The organism is Vibrio penaeicida, assembly GCF_002933855.1.
GTDB classification, from domain to species: domain Bacteria; phylum Pseudomonadota; class Gammaproteobacteria; order Enterobacterales; family Vibrionaceae; genus Vibrio; species Vibrio penaeicida_A.
Map to the genome: position 1 here is coordinate 70,196 of NZ_BFAQ01000021.1, position 17,107 is coordinate 87,302.

Here is a 17,107-nt window from a genome sequence, read left to right on the forward strand (position 1 = left end):
AGCTAAGTTAAAAAACGGGCTTATAAGTAACTGGAATCAATTTATGCCTCTAATCACATCTTCTTTCAAAACGAGAGCAAGAACGATAGACCACCTTGGTCGAGAACAAATCGCCGACTGTCCAACCGCAATATCTGAGCTCTGGAAGAACGCTTACGATGCAGATGCAGATGAAGTTGCTCTGCATATACTTGACGGTGAACAATCAGTAGCAGCTATTGTTGACAATGGTTTTGGGATGAATTTAGCTGATTTCGAGGAAAAGTGGCTCACTGTAGGTACTGAATCCAAGATTGAATCAGAAGACGGCGAAGCTGAAAGCAAACGTAAGTACGATAGACAGAAGCAAGGGCAGAAGGGGATTGGTCGTTTATCATCCGCAGCTTTAGGTCATTTATTGTTACTCGTCAGTAAGAAAGAGCACCATCCTTATGTTGCAAGCCTTATCGACTGGCGTATTTTTGAAAACCCCTACGTCATGCTACACGACATAGCTATTCCTGCAGTAGAGGTAGATAGCCTAGAAGAACTTCATTCAGAGCTTCCATCTCTTTACGAAGGTCTGATGAAAAATGTAATTCCTTCGGAAGAAGACCATTCTGAAGCAGCTCTTCGTTTGAGAGGTGCTTGGGATATGTTTTCTGGGTTCGAACAAAAAGAATACCTTAAACAGAATCAAAATCTAGATGGTTTTAAATCTACTCTAGAGCAGATTGTTAATCAGTCGCAGTTAAAGGTCTTCACCGAGCGAGTTGTTAACACCTGGCAGGTTGCAAAGGGGACATGTGAAACGGGTACTGCTATGTTTATGGTTGGCATACCGGATGAACTGGAAGATCAGTTGGTCATGGATTCAATCAGTGAAGTCAACGATGCAACCGGTCGCGCAAAATTAAAATTACTGGAAACACTTTCTAATTTCACTGACCCCTTTGTTACTGAAGATGAAAAAAATAAAGACGATCCATTTTCTTGTATTGTAGTGGCATGGAATGGTCAACTACAGCGCGTGCTCGTTGGTGAGGAGCGCGAATTTGATATTAAAGATTTAGAAAAAATGGAACACTTGGTCGACGGACAAGTTGATGAGGAAGGATACTTTAAAGGTACAGTTAAAGTATTTGGTCAAGAGTTTGAAGAAGTTGTCATAAAACCTGTAAGGCAATATAAAACTCGTGTTGATTCTCGATTTGGCGCTTTTGATGTACGAATTGGGGGTTATGAGGGTAGGAAGCAAAGATCCTCGATGGCAGAGGTGCTCTGGGAACAAATTGATTCTATGTCAACACTCCATGGCGGTTTAAGGATTTATCGTGATGGTTTGCGAGTGATGCCATATGGTCGTGACGATAGTGACTTTTTTGAGATAGAGAGTCGTCGTACTAGAAACGCGGGTTGGTATTTTTGGTCTGCACGAAAGACGTATGGGCGTATTAGTATTTCAAGGTTAGGTAACCCTAACCTAAAAGATAAAGCTGGACGAGAAGGCTTGATGGACAATCGCGCAGCAATGCTATTCCGAGAAATTGTAATCAATATCCTTGTAGAAACAGCAGAGCGTTTCTTTGGTCGTAAGTCTAAAATTAGGGAAGAAGCTCAAGCGGATATTGCTGCTGAAAGGGCAGAAGCAAAAGCCAAAGCTGATCGAAAAAAGTTGCTCAAAAATGAGCGTAATCGAGTTAAAAAACTAATAAATGACAACCAACCAAGCCTATCTGCGTTCCTTATGGAGTTAGAAGAGGTACAAGCGGACTTGATTCATGGTGAAGACATCACTAATTTGCAGCAAGCCAAAGAACTCAAAAACCTTTCTAATAGATACAATGAAAATTTGAAAGATTACTCTTTGAGTCCCATCCCTCCAAGCTTGGGTACCGTGAAAGATCAGTTTGATGAGTACCGTTCTCTTGAGTTACAAGCAAAAGAGATAGTGAAACGGCTGACGATGTCGGCTGATTCCGCAATCGAAAAACATACAACAAAAAGTGATACCGATGTTGCTCGTTCACAATTCAATACAAATCGTGGCTACATTACTTCAAAAGTGAAGAAAATGGCGGCAGAAGGTCGTGAACTGCTAAAAGCTGAGTTGGAGCGGTTTGAACAATTGGTTGATAGCTGCAATAAGGCTTATGACGCAGCCCTAAGTGAGTTATTAAAGGATCTCGACCTTGGAGTTGTGTCCCCTGCGGATGCAATGAAAAAGATAGATCTCGAATACCAAAAGCAAGAAATTGCAAACGCTCAAGCTCTGAAGCCATACATATCTGCTCTAAGTAGCATTCGAAATGCAATTGACCTCGAAGGTTTAGCTATTGCGAGTTTGCGTGAGTCAAATAAGTGGCAGCAGGAAGCGACAAGACTAAACGGTTTAGCGCAGCTAGGTATTACCGTTGAAATTATTGGTCATGAAATTGAAGGCCTTGACCTTACAATGGCGAGGGGATTGAATGACCTCCGTAAAACAGATCTAACAAGTTCCCAAAACGAGTTGGTTGACTCAGTTAGCTTTGCTCATGAGAGCTTAAGTGATAAATGGCGCTTTTTGTCCCCTTTAAAGCTTTCGGGTAACCATACAAAAGCCGATGTGACTGGCACGAAAATATTAGGCTATGTAAATAATTTTTATGGTGAAGTGCTAAAGCGTAAAAACATCACACTTAGTACTACGGACAGTTTTAACAAATTTAGTGTTTATGATTCACCTGCTAGGTTGTACCCAGTGTTTATCAACTTAATCAACAACTCTCGCTATTGGTTAAATGTTAAGGATGAAGATCCAAAAGAAATCCTATTGGATTTCAAGGATGGGGAAGTCATTGTAGCTGATAATGGTCCTGGTGTTGATTTGGTCGATTTAGAAAGTTTGTTTACCCTTTTCTTCACCAAGAAACAGCGCGGTGGGCGTGGTGTAGGTCTTTATCTTTGTAAGTCTAATCTAGCGCTATCCGGTCATTCGATTCGTTACATTACAAATCCAGATGAAAAGTGTCTATCGGGAGCTAATTTCGGTATCAAGGTTGGAGGGCTTCTGAAATGAATATGAACAATTTAATTAAAGAAGCTTACATCGATCCCATTCGCAGCGTCATGGTTGTAGACGATGAATATCCTACACTGGCTAAGTTAATTAAAAACGAGGATGTTTCTGCAACGCAAGACAAAGATCGCTTGCTCGAAGTAATCGGCATGTGTAAGGAGCCTCATAACAATTGGATGCTCGACGTGCACGATGGTCAGTTTTCAGGCACTGGAGACATTGACAACTTGCACCATAGTGACTTGTTAATTTTAGATTACCATTTAGAAGGTAATGGTGATTTTGGGCGAGGAGATACCGCTCTAAGTGTGCTTTCATCATTAGCGAAAAAAGATCATTTCAACCTAGTTGTAGTTCACACCAAAGGCTATGGTGATCAAGGGGGAGATGACGGATATAGAGCTGTTTTCAAAGATATTGTTTTTCATCTTCAGACGCCACGCTTGTTTAGGGAAGTTCCCGTTGGATTACTAAAAGGGAAAAAAATTGAGGATGCTATTGATGCATGGGACATAGAGCAATCAGGGATTCTAGATACTTTGACTGATAGTGTCACAGATATGGATTATCTGAATTTGTATTCGTTGGGTACAGCTCCGGTAAAAATTGGACATGATGCTAGAGAGTTAAGAGAGCTGAAAATACTATACGATGCTCGTCCTATTGGGGAAGAAGATGAATTGGATAATTTGGAGTTCAAGTTCCTGCAGTGGTATGTCTTGTGGAAAAAAGGAGAACAGCTGAAGCAGCAGTTTGGCTCTACTGAGTTTTATGATTTGCAGTGGAGTGCCGATGAGTACATGTGGGTAAAGGCTGGCAACCTTTTTGTTTGTGTTGTTGGCAAGGCAGTGCCAACCTCAGAGTTACCAGATAAGCTGCTAAGTGCTTTAGAACATTGGAGACCACATCCACATAGATTATTGTTAGCTAAACTTAGACACAAGCTCGATGAGCATGGCTTTACATTGGCGAGCAGTGTGTTGAGTAAAGAACACACCCAAGCGGGTTGGTTGCGTGAACTCCTTAACGTACGTGAACAAGATTTAGAGCAGCAAGCTTGGTATACAGCACAAAGTCACTTAGAAGAGATGTCTTGGCATTATAAGGATGACCTTAGTCAATACCTGACGCGTGTTGTAAAAAGTTTAATGTCGGAAGAAGAGGGCATAGAAGCTATTGAAGCAAGGTATGCTTCTACAACAGTATTGATGAATAGCTTTGAGATCTTTAAGTCTTCGAATGCTTTCAATAATGCACTTCCTTTGGAAGGTAAACACCTCACTACAGGTCATGTCCTTAAAAATAGTGCAACAGGGGGATATTTTCTGGTGGTTACGCCAGCTTGTGACCTTGTTCCTAGGCGAAATGAAAAGCAGACGAGCATTGAAGCAGTTGTACAGCGGCTCTATCCAATTTCTGAGGCTCTACGTCAAGATGGAGATGAAGGAGCACTTGAAGAACATGTATTGTTTGAGCGCTGCAGAGAGTTTGTTAATACGAAACAAATACTCTTTATACCAATAAATGGCAATATAGAAACATTTTCGACGGTTTCTAAACTATATAAAAATGCAAACCCAAACTTGACGAGCTTAGCATTTGCCAACAATGGTCTATGGGATGATCGCTTCGGATTGAGAAGCTATAATTTGAACCTGTCGTTAACGCCACCTCAAGTCAAAGTATGTGATTACAAAGTTGTCGGTCAATTAAGGTACGAATACGCACTGCATCACTCTAAGGTTTCTGGAGAGTATGCTTCACGTATTGGGTTAGATTACGTTAAATAGTTATTGAAGCGGCTATAAGCCGCTTTCTTTTTTCATAATGCTTAAAATTGACCCTGTAGTTTTTTTTCTCGGTTTTTCACCCAAATGCAGCATCCTGTGATCGTTGAGGAAGACTTTGGCAAAGTTCTCCACGCTATCAGTAACATCACCTAAGCGTGAGTTCCTAAAAAGGTCTATTTTCATTATCCCCTTGGCTTTTCTGCGTTAGGATATTTGATGGCAAACTATGGGATGTTGATAGCTTTTTGAAGATTAGGAAATCGACATTGCATTTGCCCGTACCAAGATTTAGTTGTTTTATTAAGAGTATATTTTTTATGAAACAGGATTTATCTGGTTATGGTTGTTTCAACAGTTAAAAATGAAAGAGCCGCTCTTAAAAGGAGCGGCTTTTTTATGGTTAGTATATGAATTTTATTAGTGTCGCCTTATGTAAGCTGTGCTTACCCAAACAAATTGTGCTCGCTCTCATAGAACTGGGAAACTTTTCTTTTTATCAAAGAGTTAAATGATAAAAGAACTACTAAGAAAATTTTGGCTTAGGTATTAAACCCACCGGAGGAATAGAGTGGTAGACGTAATTAATAAGAATCTGTTTTTGGTTAAGGAACACGTTGGCATGTTTAAGGCTGCCAATAACTTCGATATATATGACCCAGAATCAGGCGACGTTATCATGGAGTGTCGAGAACCCACCTTAGGGTTCTTTACTAAACTATTGCGCTTTACAGACTATAAGCGAATGACACCGTTTGATATTCAAATAAAAACGCCAGATGGGCAGCGAGTAGTCCGTATCCAAAGGGGGATTTCACTGTTTTTATCGAAAGTGACAGTGACTGACCACAATAATGAGCTGATCGGTGAGTTTGAGCAGAAGCTGTTTTCCATAGGTGGGAAATTTGCACTGCTTGATAAACGTGGTGAAGAGATGTGTCAGCTAGAAGGTAAGTGGACTGGTTGGGACTTCTATTTCAAAAACAATGAGAAAGAGCTTGCTCACGTTTCCAAGAAGTGGGCTGGGATCGGGAAAGAAATGTTCACCAGCGCTGATAACTATGTATTGGAAATTGCCAGCGATGTACCTGAAAATGATGATGTAAGAAAGCTGATTCTGGCGGCTGTTATGTGTATTGATATGGTATTAAAAGAATAGAACAAGAATGCTAAACGAAAAACGCAGCACCGAACCGGTGCTGCGTTTTTTAAAAAATTGTGCACTAGCTTTAGTGGCTACTTGTACATGCCTTCCACTTCTTTAAAAAGGTTGGTGATTTCACGTGTTCTTGTGATACCACGTTTTTCTAAGATCCAATCTTGAACGCCTTTATACGCTTCCCTAAAGGTGCGATTTTTCAGCTGCCAATCGGTCGAAACTTGTTTGCCATCGACAGAAACTTGGGCTCGGAGTACTTCTACGACACTCCCGTTACTTGTTCGTCTAAGGCGCTTACTTAACCCTTTAACAGAGCCATCAGCATGGAATATCTGATTTACGTCGAGCGTTAAACGAATTTCTCGTACTTTTCTTTTTTCAGAGAGTTGATCTTGGAATTCACGAGCTGATTTTTCGGCTTTTTTAGGTGTCCCAAATTTAGAAAAAGGGAAGTATTTCTGAACATTGAGTACTTTATCTTGTACACGATAGCCTTTTGGCGATGTTTTGGTAGGGTAAAGCATTACTGTCATTACTTGAGTCTCTTTCTAGACGCTTTCTTTATTTTGAGCTGCCAGAATAAGTTGCAGGCACTAAGACTAAGCGTTGTGTTGCGTGTTCACTAGGCTACATATGCCGGTAATTCATTTGACCGTACGCGCAGCATGTCATTCAGTTAATTGTACACCAAAAAAAATAGACTAATGTTAATGTTCTAACAAAAAACAAGTTAAGTGTTTTATAACAAGATGTTAAGTTAGGATCTCGGGCATGGGAGAACGCTTTGGATATAAAAACAATCGAAGAAACTGATATAAAAGCAGCCGTTGAGCTTGTTGAGAAGGTCGCGAGTTCAGATATCTTACCTCATTTCAGCGAAAAAGGAAGATTGACCTTTATATCAAAAGTGCTTCCAGACTTAAAGACAGCCTTTGATAGAAGCAAGTTTCACAGTGTTAAAGCCGTTGATAATGGCAAGCTGATTGGTTTTGGCGCGCTCCGAGAGGGTTCATACATTACACACCTATTTGTTGATAAAGAACTGCAGAGAAGTGGTGTGGGCAAAAAGTTATTACAGCACCTCTTAGCTCACTCAAAAAAGGACTGCGTAAGGTTAAAAGCATCAGTTAATGCTGTTTCTTTTTATGAATCGCAAGGGTTTGAAGCTACAGATTCTGAATCTGAAGTTAGTGGTATCCGATTTGTTCCTATGTGTTACTTTAATGAGTAAAAGTTAACGGAAGGCTTGGGTATATTTATATATTGAATTATTCACGCTGTTTAAGTTCTATGGCATTTTAGTTTTCAATGATTAGATTAGGTCAAAAGACCTTAGGCTTTTGTCGCTAAGGCAAAATCGTAGACAAGTATTTTGGAGTCGTTTTGTTAGAAAAGATAAAGTTTATCGCCACTGATATGGATGGCACGTTGCTCGATAGTTCAAAAAATCTTCCCTTAGAATTCTATGATGTTTTTCATGCATTACGCGAAAAAGATGTTATTTTTGCAGCCGCTTCAGGTAGGCAATATTACAGCTTGCTGAGTATGTTTGAATCTATAGCTGATGACATGCTTTTCATCGCAGAAAATGGTGCGATCGTTATGCATCAGGGTAACGAGTTGTATAGCGCTGTTATTCCTAAGGAAGAAGTGCATGACATTGTTGTCACTGTTCGAGGTATTGAAAATTCAGACATCGTTTTATGTGGAAAAGATTCGGCGTACATTGAAACAAACGATCCGAGTAAGTTTGAGGAAATTCAAAACTATTATCATCGGGTAAAAAACGTTGAGGACTTACTCAAAGTCGATGATGAATTTATCAAAATAGCCATTCTGAATTATGAAGGCACTGAAGAGCACGTATACCCAGTAGTATCTGAAAAATTCGGAGAATCTCACCAAGTGGTAGTAAGCGCTAAAATTTGGCTCGATTTTATGCATAAAGACGCGTCAAAAGGCACAGCGATAAGGCATCTACAAAAAATGTTCGATTTTAATTTCGAGCAGAGCATGAGCTTTGGCGATTACTTCAACGATGTCGAAATGCTGAAAGAGACGTATCACAGCTACGCCATGGAAAACGCCCACCCTGAAATAAAAGCGCTAGCTCGCTTTGAAGCGCCTCATCAAGATGAACAAGGCGTTTTAACGGTAATCAAAGAGAAGGTGCTTGCCTAGAAAAGAGGTGAAAGAGTGCGGCTAGCTTAGATCTCGATGCTCATCTAGCCAATCTTTTAACTTATTGGAATGCTGTAACATTTGCAGCATTTCGTCATTATCCCAATTCTTAAAGCAAGCATCAATTGTGGGCATAAAACTCATGAAAGCGAGCTGAACCTTATCCAATCCAGCATTATTTATTTTGATCCATTTCTTTCTTCCATCTGCTTCGTCTTTTCTTATTTCGATTAACCCTTCTTGTGCGAGTTTGTTGATCACCTTAGTAATACCAGGCTGGTTCATTTGCATGACCTGAGCTAATTGGCTGATGGTCTGTTCGCGCTCTGGCTGGTGTGAGAAGTGATTCAGCAAATTGAATTGTGACTGGTTAATTCCAATAGGTGCCAGTGCTTTGTTTAGCCAAGAGTCAGTGAGTTGATTAATTATTCCCAATGTAATCATTATCTTAATGGATGCTTGTTGTTTTTCTATCGACATTATGAACAAAACCTCTTGATATATATTCCTTGGAATGTATATTTATTCCATGGAATGTAGTTTAGCAAATGAATTAGAGAGGGTATAGCAATGGATAGAAGGAACTTCATTAAAGTGATGGGCGCTGGGGCAGTCGTTTTGGCTACTGCACCTGTTTTGGTTAGTAACGTTTCAAGTTCTTCTGATCTTTCATTTAGACCGGCACTGACTTACTCGGATCTTAGGAAGACACTCATCAGCTACGCAATGCTATGCCCAAATCCTCACAATATTCAGCCATGGAAGGTCGCTTTTAAAGGCGAAGATACAATTTTGTTGTATGTCGACGAGGATAGGTTACTGCCTGAAACGGATCCGATTCATCGCCAAATCCATATTGGTCAGGGTACATTTATTGAAAGTCTAGTCGTGACTGCAAGCCATTTTGCTATGAGAGCAGATGTACAATATTTCCCGCTAGGCGAGTACAGTAATCAGGTGTTGGAAAACAAGCCCGTTGTAGCGATTAAGTTAGTGCCAGATGCGAGTATTCAACCAGATCCTTTATTCTCTTATCTTGTTACACGCCAATCTAATAAGACCGAATACACAAATGCAAAGCTTACTGATAATGAGCTGAACGCGATTCTTAATGTTGTGAAAACGAATGGCAGCGAATTGAGGTTGATACAAACGGAAGAATACAACCAAGAAATGCGACACTTCCTTAATCAAGCTATGGAAATTGAAGAACAAAAAAGTTCGCGAAGCCTTGAAACAATAGGCATGTTCCGTTTTAACGACGACGAGTTTAAAAAGCACCGAGATGGCTTTGGTTTACCACAAAATGGTGTTTTAGGTGTGAAGCGGTGGTTAGCCGAACGATTCTTAATGAGCCGTGAATCGGCTGAGAAAGACCCTACGTCTTTTGGAAAAGAAGGCATAAAATTAACAAAAGCAGTTACGGCAAGTACACATCATTTCGCTATGTTGGTAACGGAAGGAAACACAAGGAAGGATCAACTAAAAGTAGGGCGCTTGTACAACAGAATCAATCTGATAACGGCATCAATGGGCATTGCACAACATCCAATGAGCCAAATATTGCAGGAATATCAAGATATGCTTCCGCTGCAAGAAAGCTTCAAACAGTACTTTAATGTACACAAAGCGCATACAGTGCAAATGGTGTTTAGGCTGGGTAAAGCGAAGCCCACACCTGAATCTCCTAGGAGAGAAGTTAGTGATTTACTTATTTAGTCTATTAGGGCTAGGGGTATACCCAAGTCGTTCTTGGGTATACAAAGTGGGTAAAACTCACTGGATTGATTGAACGTAAGTCAGGATGTTAATCGCGTCTTCCTCGGTTAGAATTCCTTTCCACGCTGGCATTCCTTCTTCTACATTTCCATTTAGAACGTCTTTTGATAGTGAGGTTGGTGTCGAAAAAAAACTACTCACTTTGCTTGCTAGATTAGCGGGTTGATTACTTAGGCTAAGAGCGGCAGGTCCATCACCTAACCCTTTAGAGCCGTGACATGATTGGCAATACATTATGTACTGTGATTGCCCCTTAACAATGTCTCCATCTAAATTGGGCTTCGATAACGCATAGCTTCCAAATATTACTGCGGATGTAATACCAACAATAGCGAAAATAGTGTACTTCTTCATACAAGGTTCCCGAGCAAGGTTTGTGTTGTTGATTCTTGTGCATTGTAAAGTGCAAAGATGAACGCTTAATGAATACGGTGTGCGGTATGTTTTGTCAATGAATTAAAAATCCCGCGTTATAGAAATTATTTACTTTGTCTTATCTCTGCTATTCGAAGTCCAAACCAACTGCTAGTTTGCCCGCATATTTTATTGATGTACTCAACTAGACTGGGGTCGTGCACATTGTGCATTGTTTGCTCACTTAAATGTATACAAGGAGGCAACATGAATAGAACTCATAGCTCAAATGGTAATGGTCATCGAGGAAGCCCAAGAGGACCTTCTTACCAACCAAGCTCGGGGGTAAATTGGCAGCGTTCCTCAAGCAATCCACCTAAAAAACCTCAAGAAAACGAGGGCAATGCTAAATAATTCAGTAATGTAAAATCATTGGGGGCATCTATGAGTTTGTGTTTTTCATAACGATACTTAGGTGCCTCTTCAGACGATGTATACCACTCTAAGGTGAGAATGCGAGTTACTTAGCATTAATGTGTAACGTTAACCTAGAATTTACGTTTTCGTGACATACTTTTGGCTCAATCGAAAGTTAAGATTCAGGATCATGGAATTGTCAGACATAGAAAAGGTGAAAAGATTTATCACTTCACTGATTCAAAAAGATTTAAGTGATGAAGATCTTACACGTGAATCTAATGAATTTTTTAAAGACACCGCAAATTTGCTTAATAGAGATTTCATAGAAGCACTTATCTCTAGAAGGGCAAATAATGCTTTGGTAAACGTAAACATTATTGTTGAGTATGCATATCGCGGTTCACCTGTTGCTCAATTACTTACCGGTGTGGGTCGCCTCCTAGGTTTGGGTGCTGATAAAAACGAAAGTGAAGGTATTTTTTGGTTGAAGCGATCTTATTGCGGAAAAAATACAAATGCTGCAATGATCCTTTATACCGTTTATGCAAGTGGCATTGGAGTGTTTGAGGACATGGCGAAAGCCCGGACGTATTTAAACGGTGCTGCCGACCTCAATGTACCAAAAGCGCAATACATGTTTGCTCAAATGTTGTTTAGTGGGGAAGGCGGTATTACAGACGAAGACCATGCCATTGAGTATATGTACAAGGCAGCCAAGAACAATTGCCAAGATGCTATCGATTTTTTGTCTAAGAATGAGTTAACTCTATCTTAAATTTTTTATCTTTTAGCTATATAGAGTCGCTTTTTAGCGGCTCTTTTTTATGACCGAAACACGGGTCTATCTCTTAAACGAGATGGTGTAAAGTTTATGAGCCTTGTCAGTATATTTACATAACTTTACACAATGCGGTATCGAACTTTAACCGAGTGTTGTGCATGATTTACTCATAATAAAACCACACAAAATACAGGTGATATATGAGTAATCGTCTTTCTACCCCTACAGTTATTTTTCATTGGCTTGTGGGCATCAGTTTTATCGTTACATTGGGAATGGGTAAGTTCGTTGAAGGGTTGCCTAGAGGAGCAGAGAAGTTTGAATTGCTCGCAACACATAAATCACTTGGGTTGATGGTGCTTTTGGTGGCTGTTCTTCGAATTGCATGGCGGCTAAAAGAAGGGGAAATAGTTAGTGCTGCTGTTATGCCTAGGTGGCAAACAAACCTGTCTAAGATTGTTCATTATCTGTTATTGATTGGCACTGTTGCTATGCCTTTGTCCGGTGTACTAATGAGTGTTGGTGGAGGTCACGGTTTGGCATTTTTTGGAATGGAGTTGATTGCAAAAAGTGAAAAAGCAGAATCATTAAGCAATTTGGGTGGTGCTATTCACGGAATCGGTTTTAAGGTATTGCTTGTCGGGCTATTTTTACATATTGGCGGCGCTATTAAGCACCAGTTTATTGATAAAGATGGCACACTAAGCCGAATGTTAGGAATCGCCAAGAAAAACTAATTTCTTAATATCAACTTTGAAAAGAATGCGATCTTAAACGTAAAGCCACTTAAGATCGCGTTGGATTGCTTGTACCTGTCAGGTCTGATACGTCAATGTAGGTTAATCTACAATTGGGTATACGCCGTTTTCGTCATGAACTTCACTGCCAGTAATTGGTGGGTTGAATACACAAGCCATTACCATTTCTTTGTCTTTATACGCTCTTAGATAGTGCTCATCATGTTTGTCGAGAATGTAAAGCGTACCTGGTTTAATTGGGTAAGTTTTACCGCCAATTACCTCGATTTCGCCTTCACCACTCATGCAGTAAACCGACTCAAGATGATTTTGATAGTGGATATGCGTTTCCGTATTTTCGTAAATAGTAGTGATATGGAACGAAAAGCCCATTTTGTCATCTTTAAGCAACATGCGAACGCTTTCCCAGTTGTCTGACACAACACGTCGTTCACTGTTTTGACATTCTTCTAAAGTTCTTACAATCATTCTAAATTCCTAAGATGCTTTCTTTACTATCTGTTGAGCGGCTACTTCAGAAGACGCTTCAAATATTTCTAAGCCTTGAGCCAGTTCCGCCTCTGTAATGGTCAGAGGGCAGAAGAACTTAACAACTTCATCATTTGGTCCTGCAGTCTCGATGATCATACCGCGATCAAAGCAATTGCGAGTAATAAGGCTTGCTACGTCAGGGTTTTTACACTCGATTCCAATCATCATTCCACGACCTTTTATTCTTTCAAATAAGTGAGGGAATTTAAGTAGTGATTGTTCTAAATGCTCGCGAACTTGGCTTGAGCGCTCGGAGATATGCTGTTCAAACTGACTATCTGCCCAATACAATTCCAATGCTTTTGTTGCGGTAACGAAAGCATGGTTGTTACCACGAAACGTACCGTTGTGCTCACCTGGGTTCCAAACATCCAACTCAGGCTTAAGCAATACAACTGCCATTGGTAAACCAAACCCGCTAATCGACTTAGATAAAGTGACGAGATCAGGCTTGATACCAGAAGGCTCAAAGCTGAAGAAAGTTCCAGTGCGACCACAGCCGGCTTGGATGTCGTCGACGATTAGTAAGATTTGATGTTTTTTACAAATGGTACTCAGCTTTTGCAACCAAGCATTGCTGGCTACGTTTAAGCCACCTTCACCTTGTACCACTTCAAGAAGAACAGCAGCAGGTGCATCGAGACCACTTGAATTGTCTGAAAGCATGGCTTCGAATAGCGCTAGCCCATCAACATCGGCGTAATTTTCGTAGGGTATGCGTGTCACCCCTGTGAGTGCCATTCCTGCACCACCGCGATGGTGTTGATTACCTGTAGCAGCAAGCGCACCCATAGAACAGCCGTGGAATCCATTTGTAAACGCTACAATATTTTGTCTACCCGTGAATTTTCTTGCGAGCTTTAATGCTGCCTCAACCGCATTCGTACCAGTAGGTCCAGTGAACTGAACTTTATAGTCTAGGTCGCGTGGTGCGAGAATATGCTTTTCCAATGCATGCAGAAACTCTGCTTTGGCTTCAGAATGCATGTCTAAGCCGTGCGTAATGCCGTCGTTGGTAATGTATGTGAGTAAAGCATCTTTCAAAACTGGGTTGTTATGCCCGTAGTTTAGAGACCCTGCGCCTGCTAGAAAATCTAAGTACTTATTGTTATTTTCTGCTTCTAGCCAGCTACCTTGCGCTTTTTGAAAAACAACTGGAAAGTTATTTGAATAGGATCTGACTTTAGATTCCTTTTTCTTAAAGATATCCATTGTGGGACCGCTTTTTCCTTGGGTTAAATTTTAAGTAGAGGGATGCGATACAAATATTCGGTATCGTGCTTGCCTTTGAAATGTTCGGCTTCATCCAAAAATATGGTTTTGCTTCCGGTGTTTCCGTTTTCTTTATCTAATTTCTTGAATAAGCTCCATGAAGCCTGATTTGATTCGGTAATTGTGGTTTCTACGCACTCTACCGCTTTCAAGCTTTCTTTTTTCAATAGCGCTTTCAACATTGAAAATGCCAGCCCTTTCCCCCTGTGATTTGGGGAGACTGCAACTTGCCAAATAAACAAGTCTTTCGGTGAACTAGGTTTACAATAGCCGGAAATGAAACCAGCTAATTCACCGTCAAACTCTGCAACGATGCATGTGTCTTTGAAGTGAAAGGACTGTAAGAAATTACAATAAGAGGAGTTGGTGTCTAGAGGAGGACAGCTCTCTATAAGCTGGTGAATATCATCGCCGTCCTTTTTGTCAGGGTTACGAAATATCCACTTTGTTTTTGCCTTTTCTAATATGTCTGGGTTAGCTACCCATGGGGCTGCAATTGTCATTTGATGCCACACATTCCTTTAGAGGTCTAAACATTATTACTTCGCAGAAGGGTACATTATTTAGGGCTCAAATCAAGCTGAACTGATTTTATCGCCATAATTGCGAGTTGCGTCACATATTATATGATTGGAATGGTTGAATTCTAAAGTTTAGTGTACGAACTAAAAGATAATCAAATTGTCATTAGAATATTATGCAGGTGTCAGACTAATACAAATATTGCGTAGTTTGGCGACGTGATTTGTGGGTATGGAATGATTGTTGCGGATATGGAGTGGATTGTTGATGGCTGAGGGGAAGGCAGTAACCTCAGGGCATGCCTACGAACCTGAGGTTACAAACGAATTTGTTGAAGCGCTTCAGAGCAGCGAGTCTGTTTTTGCTGCGCAGATAAAATCGTTTTTATGGAGGCCTTTGATCGAGTGACTCCACCATTGAACTGTTACTTTTCCCCATTCGGTTGTCAGTGCTGGATGGTGTCCTTCTTCTTCAGCCATTTCTCCTATGCGATTGGTAAACGCTAAAGCTAACTTAAAGTTTTTAAACGTATAAACCCTTTCAAGTTGCGAAATGCCATTTACGTTGATGAGTTGCCATTCAGGAATCTGGTTTAGTAATTTTTTGGCTTCTTCTGTTTCAACTTTTGGTGCATCAAAACGGCACGCTTCGCAAGATGACTCTAACAGTACTTCTGACATGATTTTTCCTTAATCGTGTTCAAGTTCATACATGGGCGAATGTAGACCCAATGTTTTGGCGTGTTTAATAAGCGACATAATATCAAGATTAGCTATGTCGAAAAGCTCGCTTATATTGTCGATGTAAAAGTATTTTGGTTGCATGATGTTAATTCGGTATGGGGTACGCAAAACATCAAGGGGTATTAGAGGTGCAAATACAGGTTGGTCGCTGTAAACATATTGTGTTTCGCCTGGGCTAGAGAGAATTCCGCCACCATAGATACTCACTCCATTACTGTTTTTAATTAGACCAAACTCAACGGTGAACCAATATAGCCTAGCGAGATAAACCCTGTCTTCTTTTGAAGCGTTTAACCCTAACTTACCGTAAGAATGGGTAAAAGCAGCAAAAGCGGGGTGAGTTAGCATCGCGCAGTGACCAAATATTTCATGGAAAATATCAGGTTCTTGAAGGTATTCCATTTCTTCTCTTTTGCGAATAAAAGTGGCGACTGGGAATTTTCGTTCAGATAACATTTCGAAAAATTTGTCGAAGCTTATTAAGGCAGGTACCGCTTCGCATTGCCAGCCCGTTTCTGAAGAGAGTACAGAATTAATTTCATGAAGTTGAGGAATACGCTCGCGTGGGAGATTGAGCTTTTTTAGCCCTTCCATGTACTCATGGCAGGCTCTGTTTTTGATGCAACTAAGTTGTCTGTGAATGAGCGTTTGCCATACGTCATTTTCTTCGTCAGTCCACTGAATGACACCATTTTCATCTGCCGTCTTTGACTGATATTTACTCTGCTTAGTCATAAGTCACCACGATGTTGCGAATATGTTGCGTTAATGTGGTAACTATCGATGAAAACTAAATCGTCGTCTACAAAACCATCAATTTCCCGAAATTATAATCTGTAACAATTAATTTACATGCACTTTTGAAAGCTTGAGTCTCGTTAGCGCAATGGGTAAGAAGGTGTTCCAAATCACGTAATGAAAATAAGTAGTAATTTGTTCAGCGAAAATTCATAAATCACTCTATTGACATGCATATTAGTTGTGTAGAATCTCGCGCGCTCAATCAATCATGAGAATTTGATGCCATTGTTAGAGTGTTTTCTTGCAAAGCTCAATTTCTTTATAAATACAGTCAGATTATTTGGATATTGTTTTGAAAAAACAGTTTGCTTTAGTTTTTGCCAGTGCAGTTGCATTATCCTCACATGTTAGCGCAGCAGAGCGCCCTGAGACTTATCAATTATTTACTGCCAAGGTTGGCGGATCCAGTTTCCAGTCTAAAGTGGCGAGTGTTGGCGATTATGAATTGGTAGGGCGATCTTTATCGCTTGAATATTCGCGTATGACATCAAGTTGGACAGAGGAAAAAGACATTTATTTAGGCGTTGCACTATCTGGCGATATTCATTACAACTCAAAGAAAAAGTCAGATACATCTTCCCTTTACGAAGTGGAAGAAATTAGCTCCCTAGTATTGAATGCAGCACCAAAAATAACGTATTCGCTAACTGACTGCATCGATGTTTACGGTAGTGCTGGTTTATCCTATGGGTATGTCGAAGCGTTAAAATACAAAAAGACGGTAACGGTTGATAAAGATTCCCAGCCAAAAGCAAAAGGCTTAGGGTATATGTGGTCAATTGGAAGTACCTACCGATTGGATAACAATTTTGAATTTGGTACTGAGTTACGGGGTAACCATCTATCGCTTAAGAAGGATGGGAAAGAAGGGGATGCAAACCTTTATGCCTTATACGTGACTATGGGGTACGAGTTTTAACTTGTTGTAACGCTAGTAATCAATCAAACTTGCAGTATTCAGCGCGATTTCGTTTATCCA

At 40.3% G+C, this 17,107-nt stretch carries 18 protein-coding genes; 10 read left to right on the forward strand and 8 right to left on the reverse strand.

The window, feature by feature from the left end:
* Window positions 1-43: 43 nt before the first annotated feature.
* The 3 genes from VPNCDNU1_RS12385 (at window position 44) to VPNCDNU1_RS12395 (ending at window position 5,986) form a co-directional block, all read left to right on the forward strand.
* Window positions 44-3,040, forward strand: coding sequence for an ATP-binding protein (locus tag VPNCDNU1_RS12385; RefSeq protein WP_104400595.1), 2,997 nt, complete (start codon window positions 44-46; stop codon window positions 3,038-3,040).
* Complete coding sequence (locus VPNCDNU1_RS12390) at window positions 3,037-4,830, forward strand: response regulator receiver domain (protein ID WP_104400596.1); 1,794 nt, start codon at window positions 3,037-3,039, stop codon at window positions 4,828-4,830. Before VPNCDNU1_RS12385 ends, VPNCDNU1_RS12390 begins: the two co-directional genes overlap by 4 nt.
* Before the next feature lie 568 nt (window positions 4,831-5,398).
* Entirely contained in the window at window positions 5,399-5,986 is a 588-nt protein-coding gene (locus tag VPNCDNU1_RS12395) for a phospholipid scramblase-related protein (RefSeq protein ID WP_101112975.1), read from the forward strand.
* Between the two features lie 77 nt (window positions 5,987-6,063).
* Here VPNCDNU1_RS12395 and VPNCDNU1_RS12400 read toward each other — a convergent pair whose 3' ends face one another.
* A complete protein-coding gene (locus tag VPNCDNU1_RS12400) occupies window positions 6,064-6,519 on the reverse strand; it encodes a hypothetical protein (RefSeq protein WP_104400597.1) in 456 nt (151 codons plus the stop codon).
* 251 nt (window positions 6,520-6,770) lie between these two features.
* Here VPNCDNU1_RS12400 and VPNCDNU1_RS12405 point away from each other — a divergent pair, with 251 nt between their 5' ends.
* Both VPNCDNU1_RS12405 and VPNCDNU1_RS12410 read left to right on the forward strand, forming a co-directional pair.
* On the forward strand, window positions 6,771-7,217 hold the full coding sequence (locus VPNCDNU1_RS12405; RefSeq protein ID WP_104400598.1) for a GNAT family N-acetyltransferase: 447 nt from the start codon (window positions 6,771-6,773) through the stop codon (window positions 7,215-7,217).
* 152 nt (window positions 7,218-7,369) lie between these two features.
* Entirely contained in the window at window positions 7,370-8,167 is a 798-nt protein-coding gene (locus VPNCDNU1_RS12410) for a Cof-type HAD-IIB family hydrolase (protein ID WP_174715139.1), read from the forward strand.
* A gap of 21 nt (window positions 8,168-8,188) precedes the next feature.
* On the opposite strand, the gene VPNCDNU1_RS12415 is transcribed toward VPNCDNU1_RS12410, so the two are convergent.
* Complete coding sequence (locus tag VPNCDNU1_RS12415; protein ID WP_104400599.1) at window positions 8,189-8,647, reverse strand: MarR family winged helix-turn-helix transcriptional regulator; 459 nt, start codon at window positions 8,645-8,647, stop codon at window positions 8,189-8,191.
* Between the two features lie 90 nt (window positions 8,648-8,737).
* Here VPNCDNU1_RS12415 and VPNCDNU1_RS12420 point away from each other — a divergent pair, with 90 nt between their 5' ends.
* Complete coding sequence (locus VPNCDNU1_RS12420; protein WP_110962029.1) at window positions 8,738-9,886, forward strand: Acg family FMN-binding oxidoreductase; 1,149 nt, start codon at window positions 8,738-8,740, stop codon at window positions 9,884-9,886.
* A gap of 57 nt (window positions 9,887-9,943) precedes the next feature.
* Here the strand turns inward: VPNCDNU1_RS12420 and VPNCDNU1_RS12425 are convergent, their stop codons facing one another.
* A complete protein-coding gene (locus VPNCDNU1_RS12425) occupies window positions 9,944-10,300 on the reverse strand; it encodes a c-type cytochrome (protein ID WP_104400601.1) in 357 nt (118 codons plus the stop codon).
* Window positions 10,301-10,567: 267 nt separating this feature from the next.
* Between VPNCDNU1_RS12425 and VPNCDNU1_RS28815 the strand changes: the two genes are divergently transcribed.
* The 3 genes from VPNCDNU1_RS28815 (at window position 10,568) to VPNCDNU1_RS12435 (ending at window position 12,238) form a co-directional block, all read left to right on the forward strand.
* On the forward strand, window positions 10,568-10,714 hold the full coding sequence (locus VPNCDNU1_RS28815; protein WP_167404777.1) for a hypothetical protein: 147 nt from the start codon (window positions 10,568-10,570) through the stop codon (window positions 10,712-10,714).
* A gap of 199 nt (window positions 10,715-10,913) precedes the next feature.
* Entirely contained in the window at window positions 10,914-11,495 is a 582-nt protein-coding gene (locus VPNCDNU1_RS12430) for a tetratricopeptide repeat protein (protein ID WP_167404778.1), read from the forward strand.
* Window positions 11,496-11,701: 206 nt separating this feature from the next.
* Complete coding sequence (locus tag VPNCDNU1_RS12435; protein ID WP_104400603.1) at window positions 11,702-12,238, forward strand: cytochrome b; 537 nt, start codon at window positions 11,702-11,704, stop codon at window positions 12,236-12,238.
* Between the two features lie 102 nt (window positions 12,239-12,340).
* Here VPNCDNU1_RS12435 and VPNCDNU1_RS12440 read toward each other — a convergent pair whose 3' ends face one another.
* From VPNCDNU1_RS12440 to phhA, 5 genes are all read right to left on the reverse strand, one after another.
* Window positions 12,341-12,727 (reverse strand): ectoine synthase, encoded by a 387-nt coding sequence (locus VPNCDNU1_RS12440; protein ID WP_104400604.1) that lies wholly within the window; start codon window positions 12,725-12,727, stop codon window positions 12,341-12,343.
* A 9-nt stretch (window positions 12,728-12,736) separates the two neighbouring features.
* Window positions 12,737-14,002, reverse strand: a complete 1,266-nt coding sequence (ectB, locus tag VPNCDNU1_RS12445) for a diaminobutyrate--2-oxoglutarate transaminase (protein WP_104400605.1) — start codon at window positions 14,000-14,002, stop codon at window positions 12,737-12,739.
* A 23-nt stretch (window positions 14,003-14,025) separates the two neighbouring features.
* Window positions 14,026-14,565, reverse strand: a complete 540-nt coding sequence (gene ectA / locus VPNCDNU1_RS12450) for a diaminobutyrate acetyltransferase (RefSeq protein ID WP_104400606.1) — start codon at window positions 14,563-14,565, stop codon at window positions 14,026-14,028.
* A 360-nt stretch (window positions 14,566-14,925) separates the two neighbouring features.
* Window positions 14,926-15,264 carry a 4a-hydroxytetrahydrobiopterin dehydratase gene (locus VPNCDNU1_RS12455; protein WP_104400607.1) on the reverse strand — a complete coding sequence of 113 codons (339 nt, stop codon included), beginning with the start codon at window positions 15,262-15,264 and terminating at the stop codon, window positions 14,926-14,928.
* Between the two features lie 9 nt (window positions 15,265-15,273).
* The gene (gene phhA / locus VPNCDNU1_RS12460; RefSeq protein WP_104400608.1) at window positions 15,274-16,062 is read right to left on the reverse strand and encodes a phenylalanine 4-monooxygenase; all 789 of its coding nucleotides are present in this window, start codon (window positions 16,060-16,062) and stop codon (window positions 15,274-15,276) included.
* Between the two features lie 358 nt (window positions 16,063-16,420).
* On the opposite strand from phhA, the gene VPNCDNU1_RS12465 reads away from it, so the two are divergent.
* Complete coding sequence (locus tag VPNCDNU1_RS12465; RefSeq protein ID WP_167404779.1) at window positions 16,421-17,047, forward strand: outer membrane beta-barrel protein; 627 nt, start codon at window positions 16,421-16,423, stop codon at window positions 17,045-17,047.
* The last annotated feature ends 60 nt before the right edge of the window (window positions 17,048-17,107 follow it).

Excerpts from the sequence above, each read along its gene's own strand:
- phhA (WP_104400608.1), bottom strand. The coding sequence starts at position 16,062 with ATGACTAAGCAGAGTAAATATCAGTCAAAGACGGCAGATGAAAATGGT.
- VPNCDNU1_RS12390 (WP_104400596.1), top strand. The coding sequence starts at position 3,037 with ATGAATATGAACAATTTAATTAAAGAAGCTTACATCGATCCCATTCGC.
- VPNCDNU1_RS12440 (WP_104400604.1), bottom strand. The coding sequence starts at position 12,727 with ATGATTGTAAGAACTTTAGAAGAATGTCAAAACAGTGAACGACGTGTT.
- VPNCDNU1_RS12455 (WP_104400607.1), bottom strand. The coding sequence starts at position 15,264 with ATGTCAGAAGTACTGTTAGAGTCATCTTGCGAAGCGTGCCGTTTTGAT.
- VPNCDNU1_RS12435 (WP_104400603.1), top strand. The coding sequence starts at position 11,702 with ATGAGTAATCGTCTTTCTACCCCTACAGTTATTTTTCATTGGCTTGTG.
- VPNCDNU1_RS28815 (WP_167404777.1), top strand. The coding sequence starts at position 10,568 with ATGAATAGAACTCATAGCTCAAATGGTAATGGTCATCGAGGAAGCCCA.
- VPNCDNU1_RS12400 (WP_104400597.1), bottom strand. The coding sequence starts at position 6,519 with ATGACAGTAATGCTTTACCCTACCAAAACATCGCCAAAAGGCTATCGT.
- VPNCDNU1_RS12385 (WP_104400595.1), top strand. The coding sequence starts at position 44 with ATGCCTCTAATCACATCTTCTTTCAAAACGAGAGCAAGAACGATAGAC.
- VPNCDNU1_RS12415 (WP_104400599.1), bottom strand. The coding sequence starts at position 8,647 with ATGTCGATAGAAAAACAACAAGCATCCATTAAGATAATGATTACATTG.
- VPNCDNU1_RS12420 (WP_110962029.1), top strand. The coding sequence starts at position 8,738 with ATGGATAGAAGGAACTTCATTAAAGTGATGGGCGCTGGGGCAGTCGTT.
- ectA (WP_104400606.1), bottom strand. The coding sequence starts at position 14,565 with ATGACAATTGCAGCCCCATGGGTAGCTAACCCAGACATATTAGAAAAG.
- ectB (WP_104400605.1), bottom strand. The coding sequence starts at position 14,002 with ATGGATATCTTTAAGAAAAAGGAATCTAAAGTCAGATCCTATTCAAAT.
- VPNCDNU1_RS12425 (WP_104400601.1), bottom strand. The coding sequence starts at position 10,300 with ATGAAGAAGTACACTATTTTCGCTATTGTTGGTATTACATCCGCAGTA.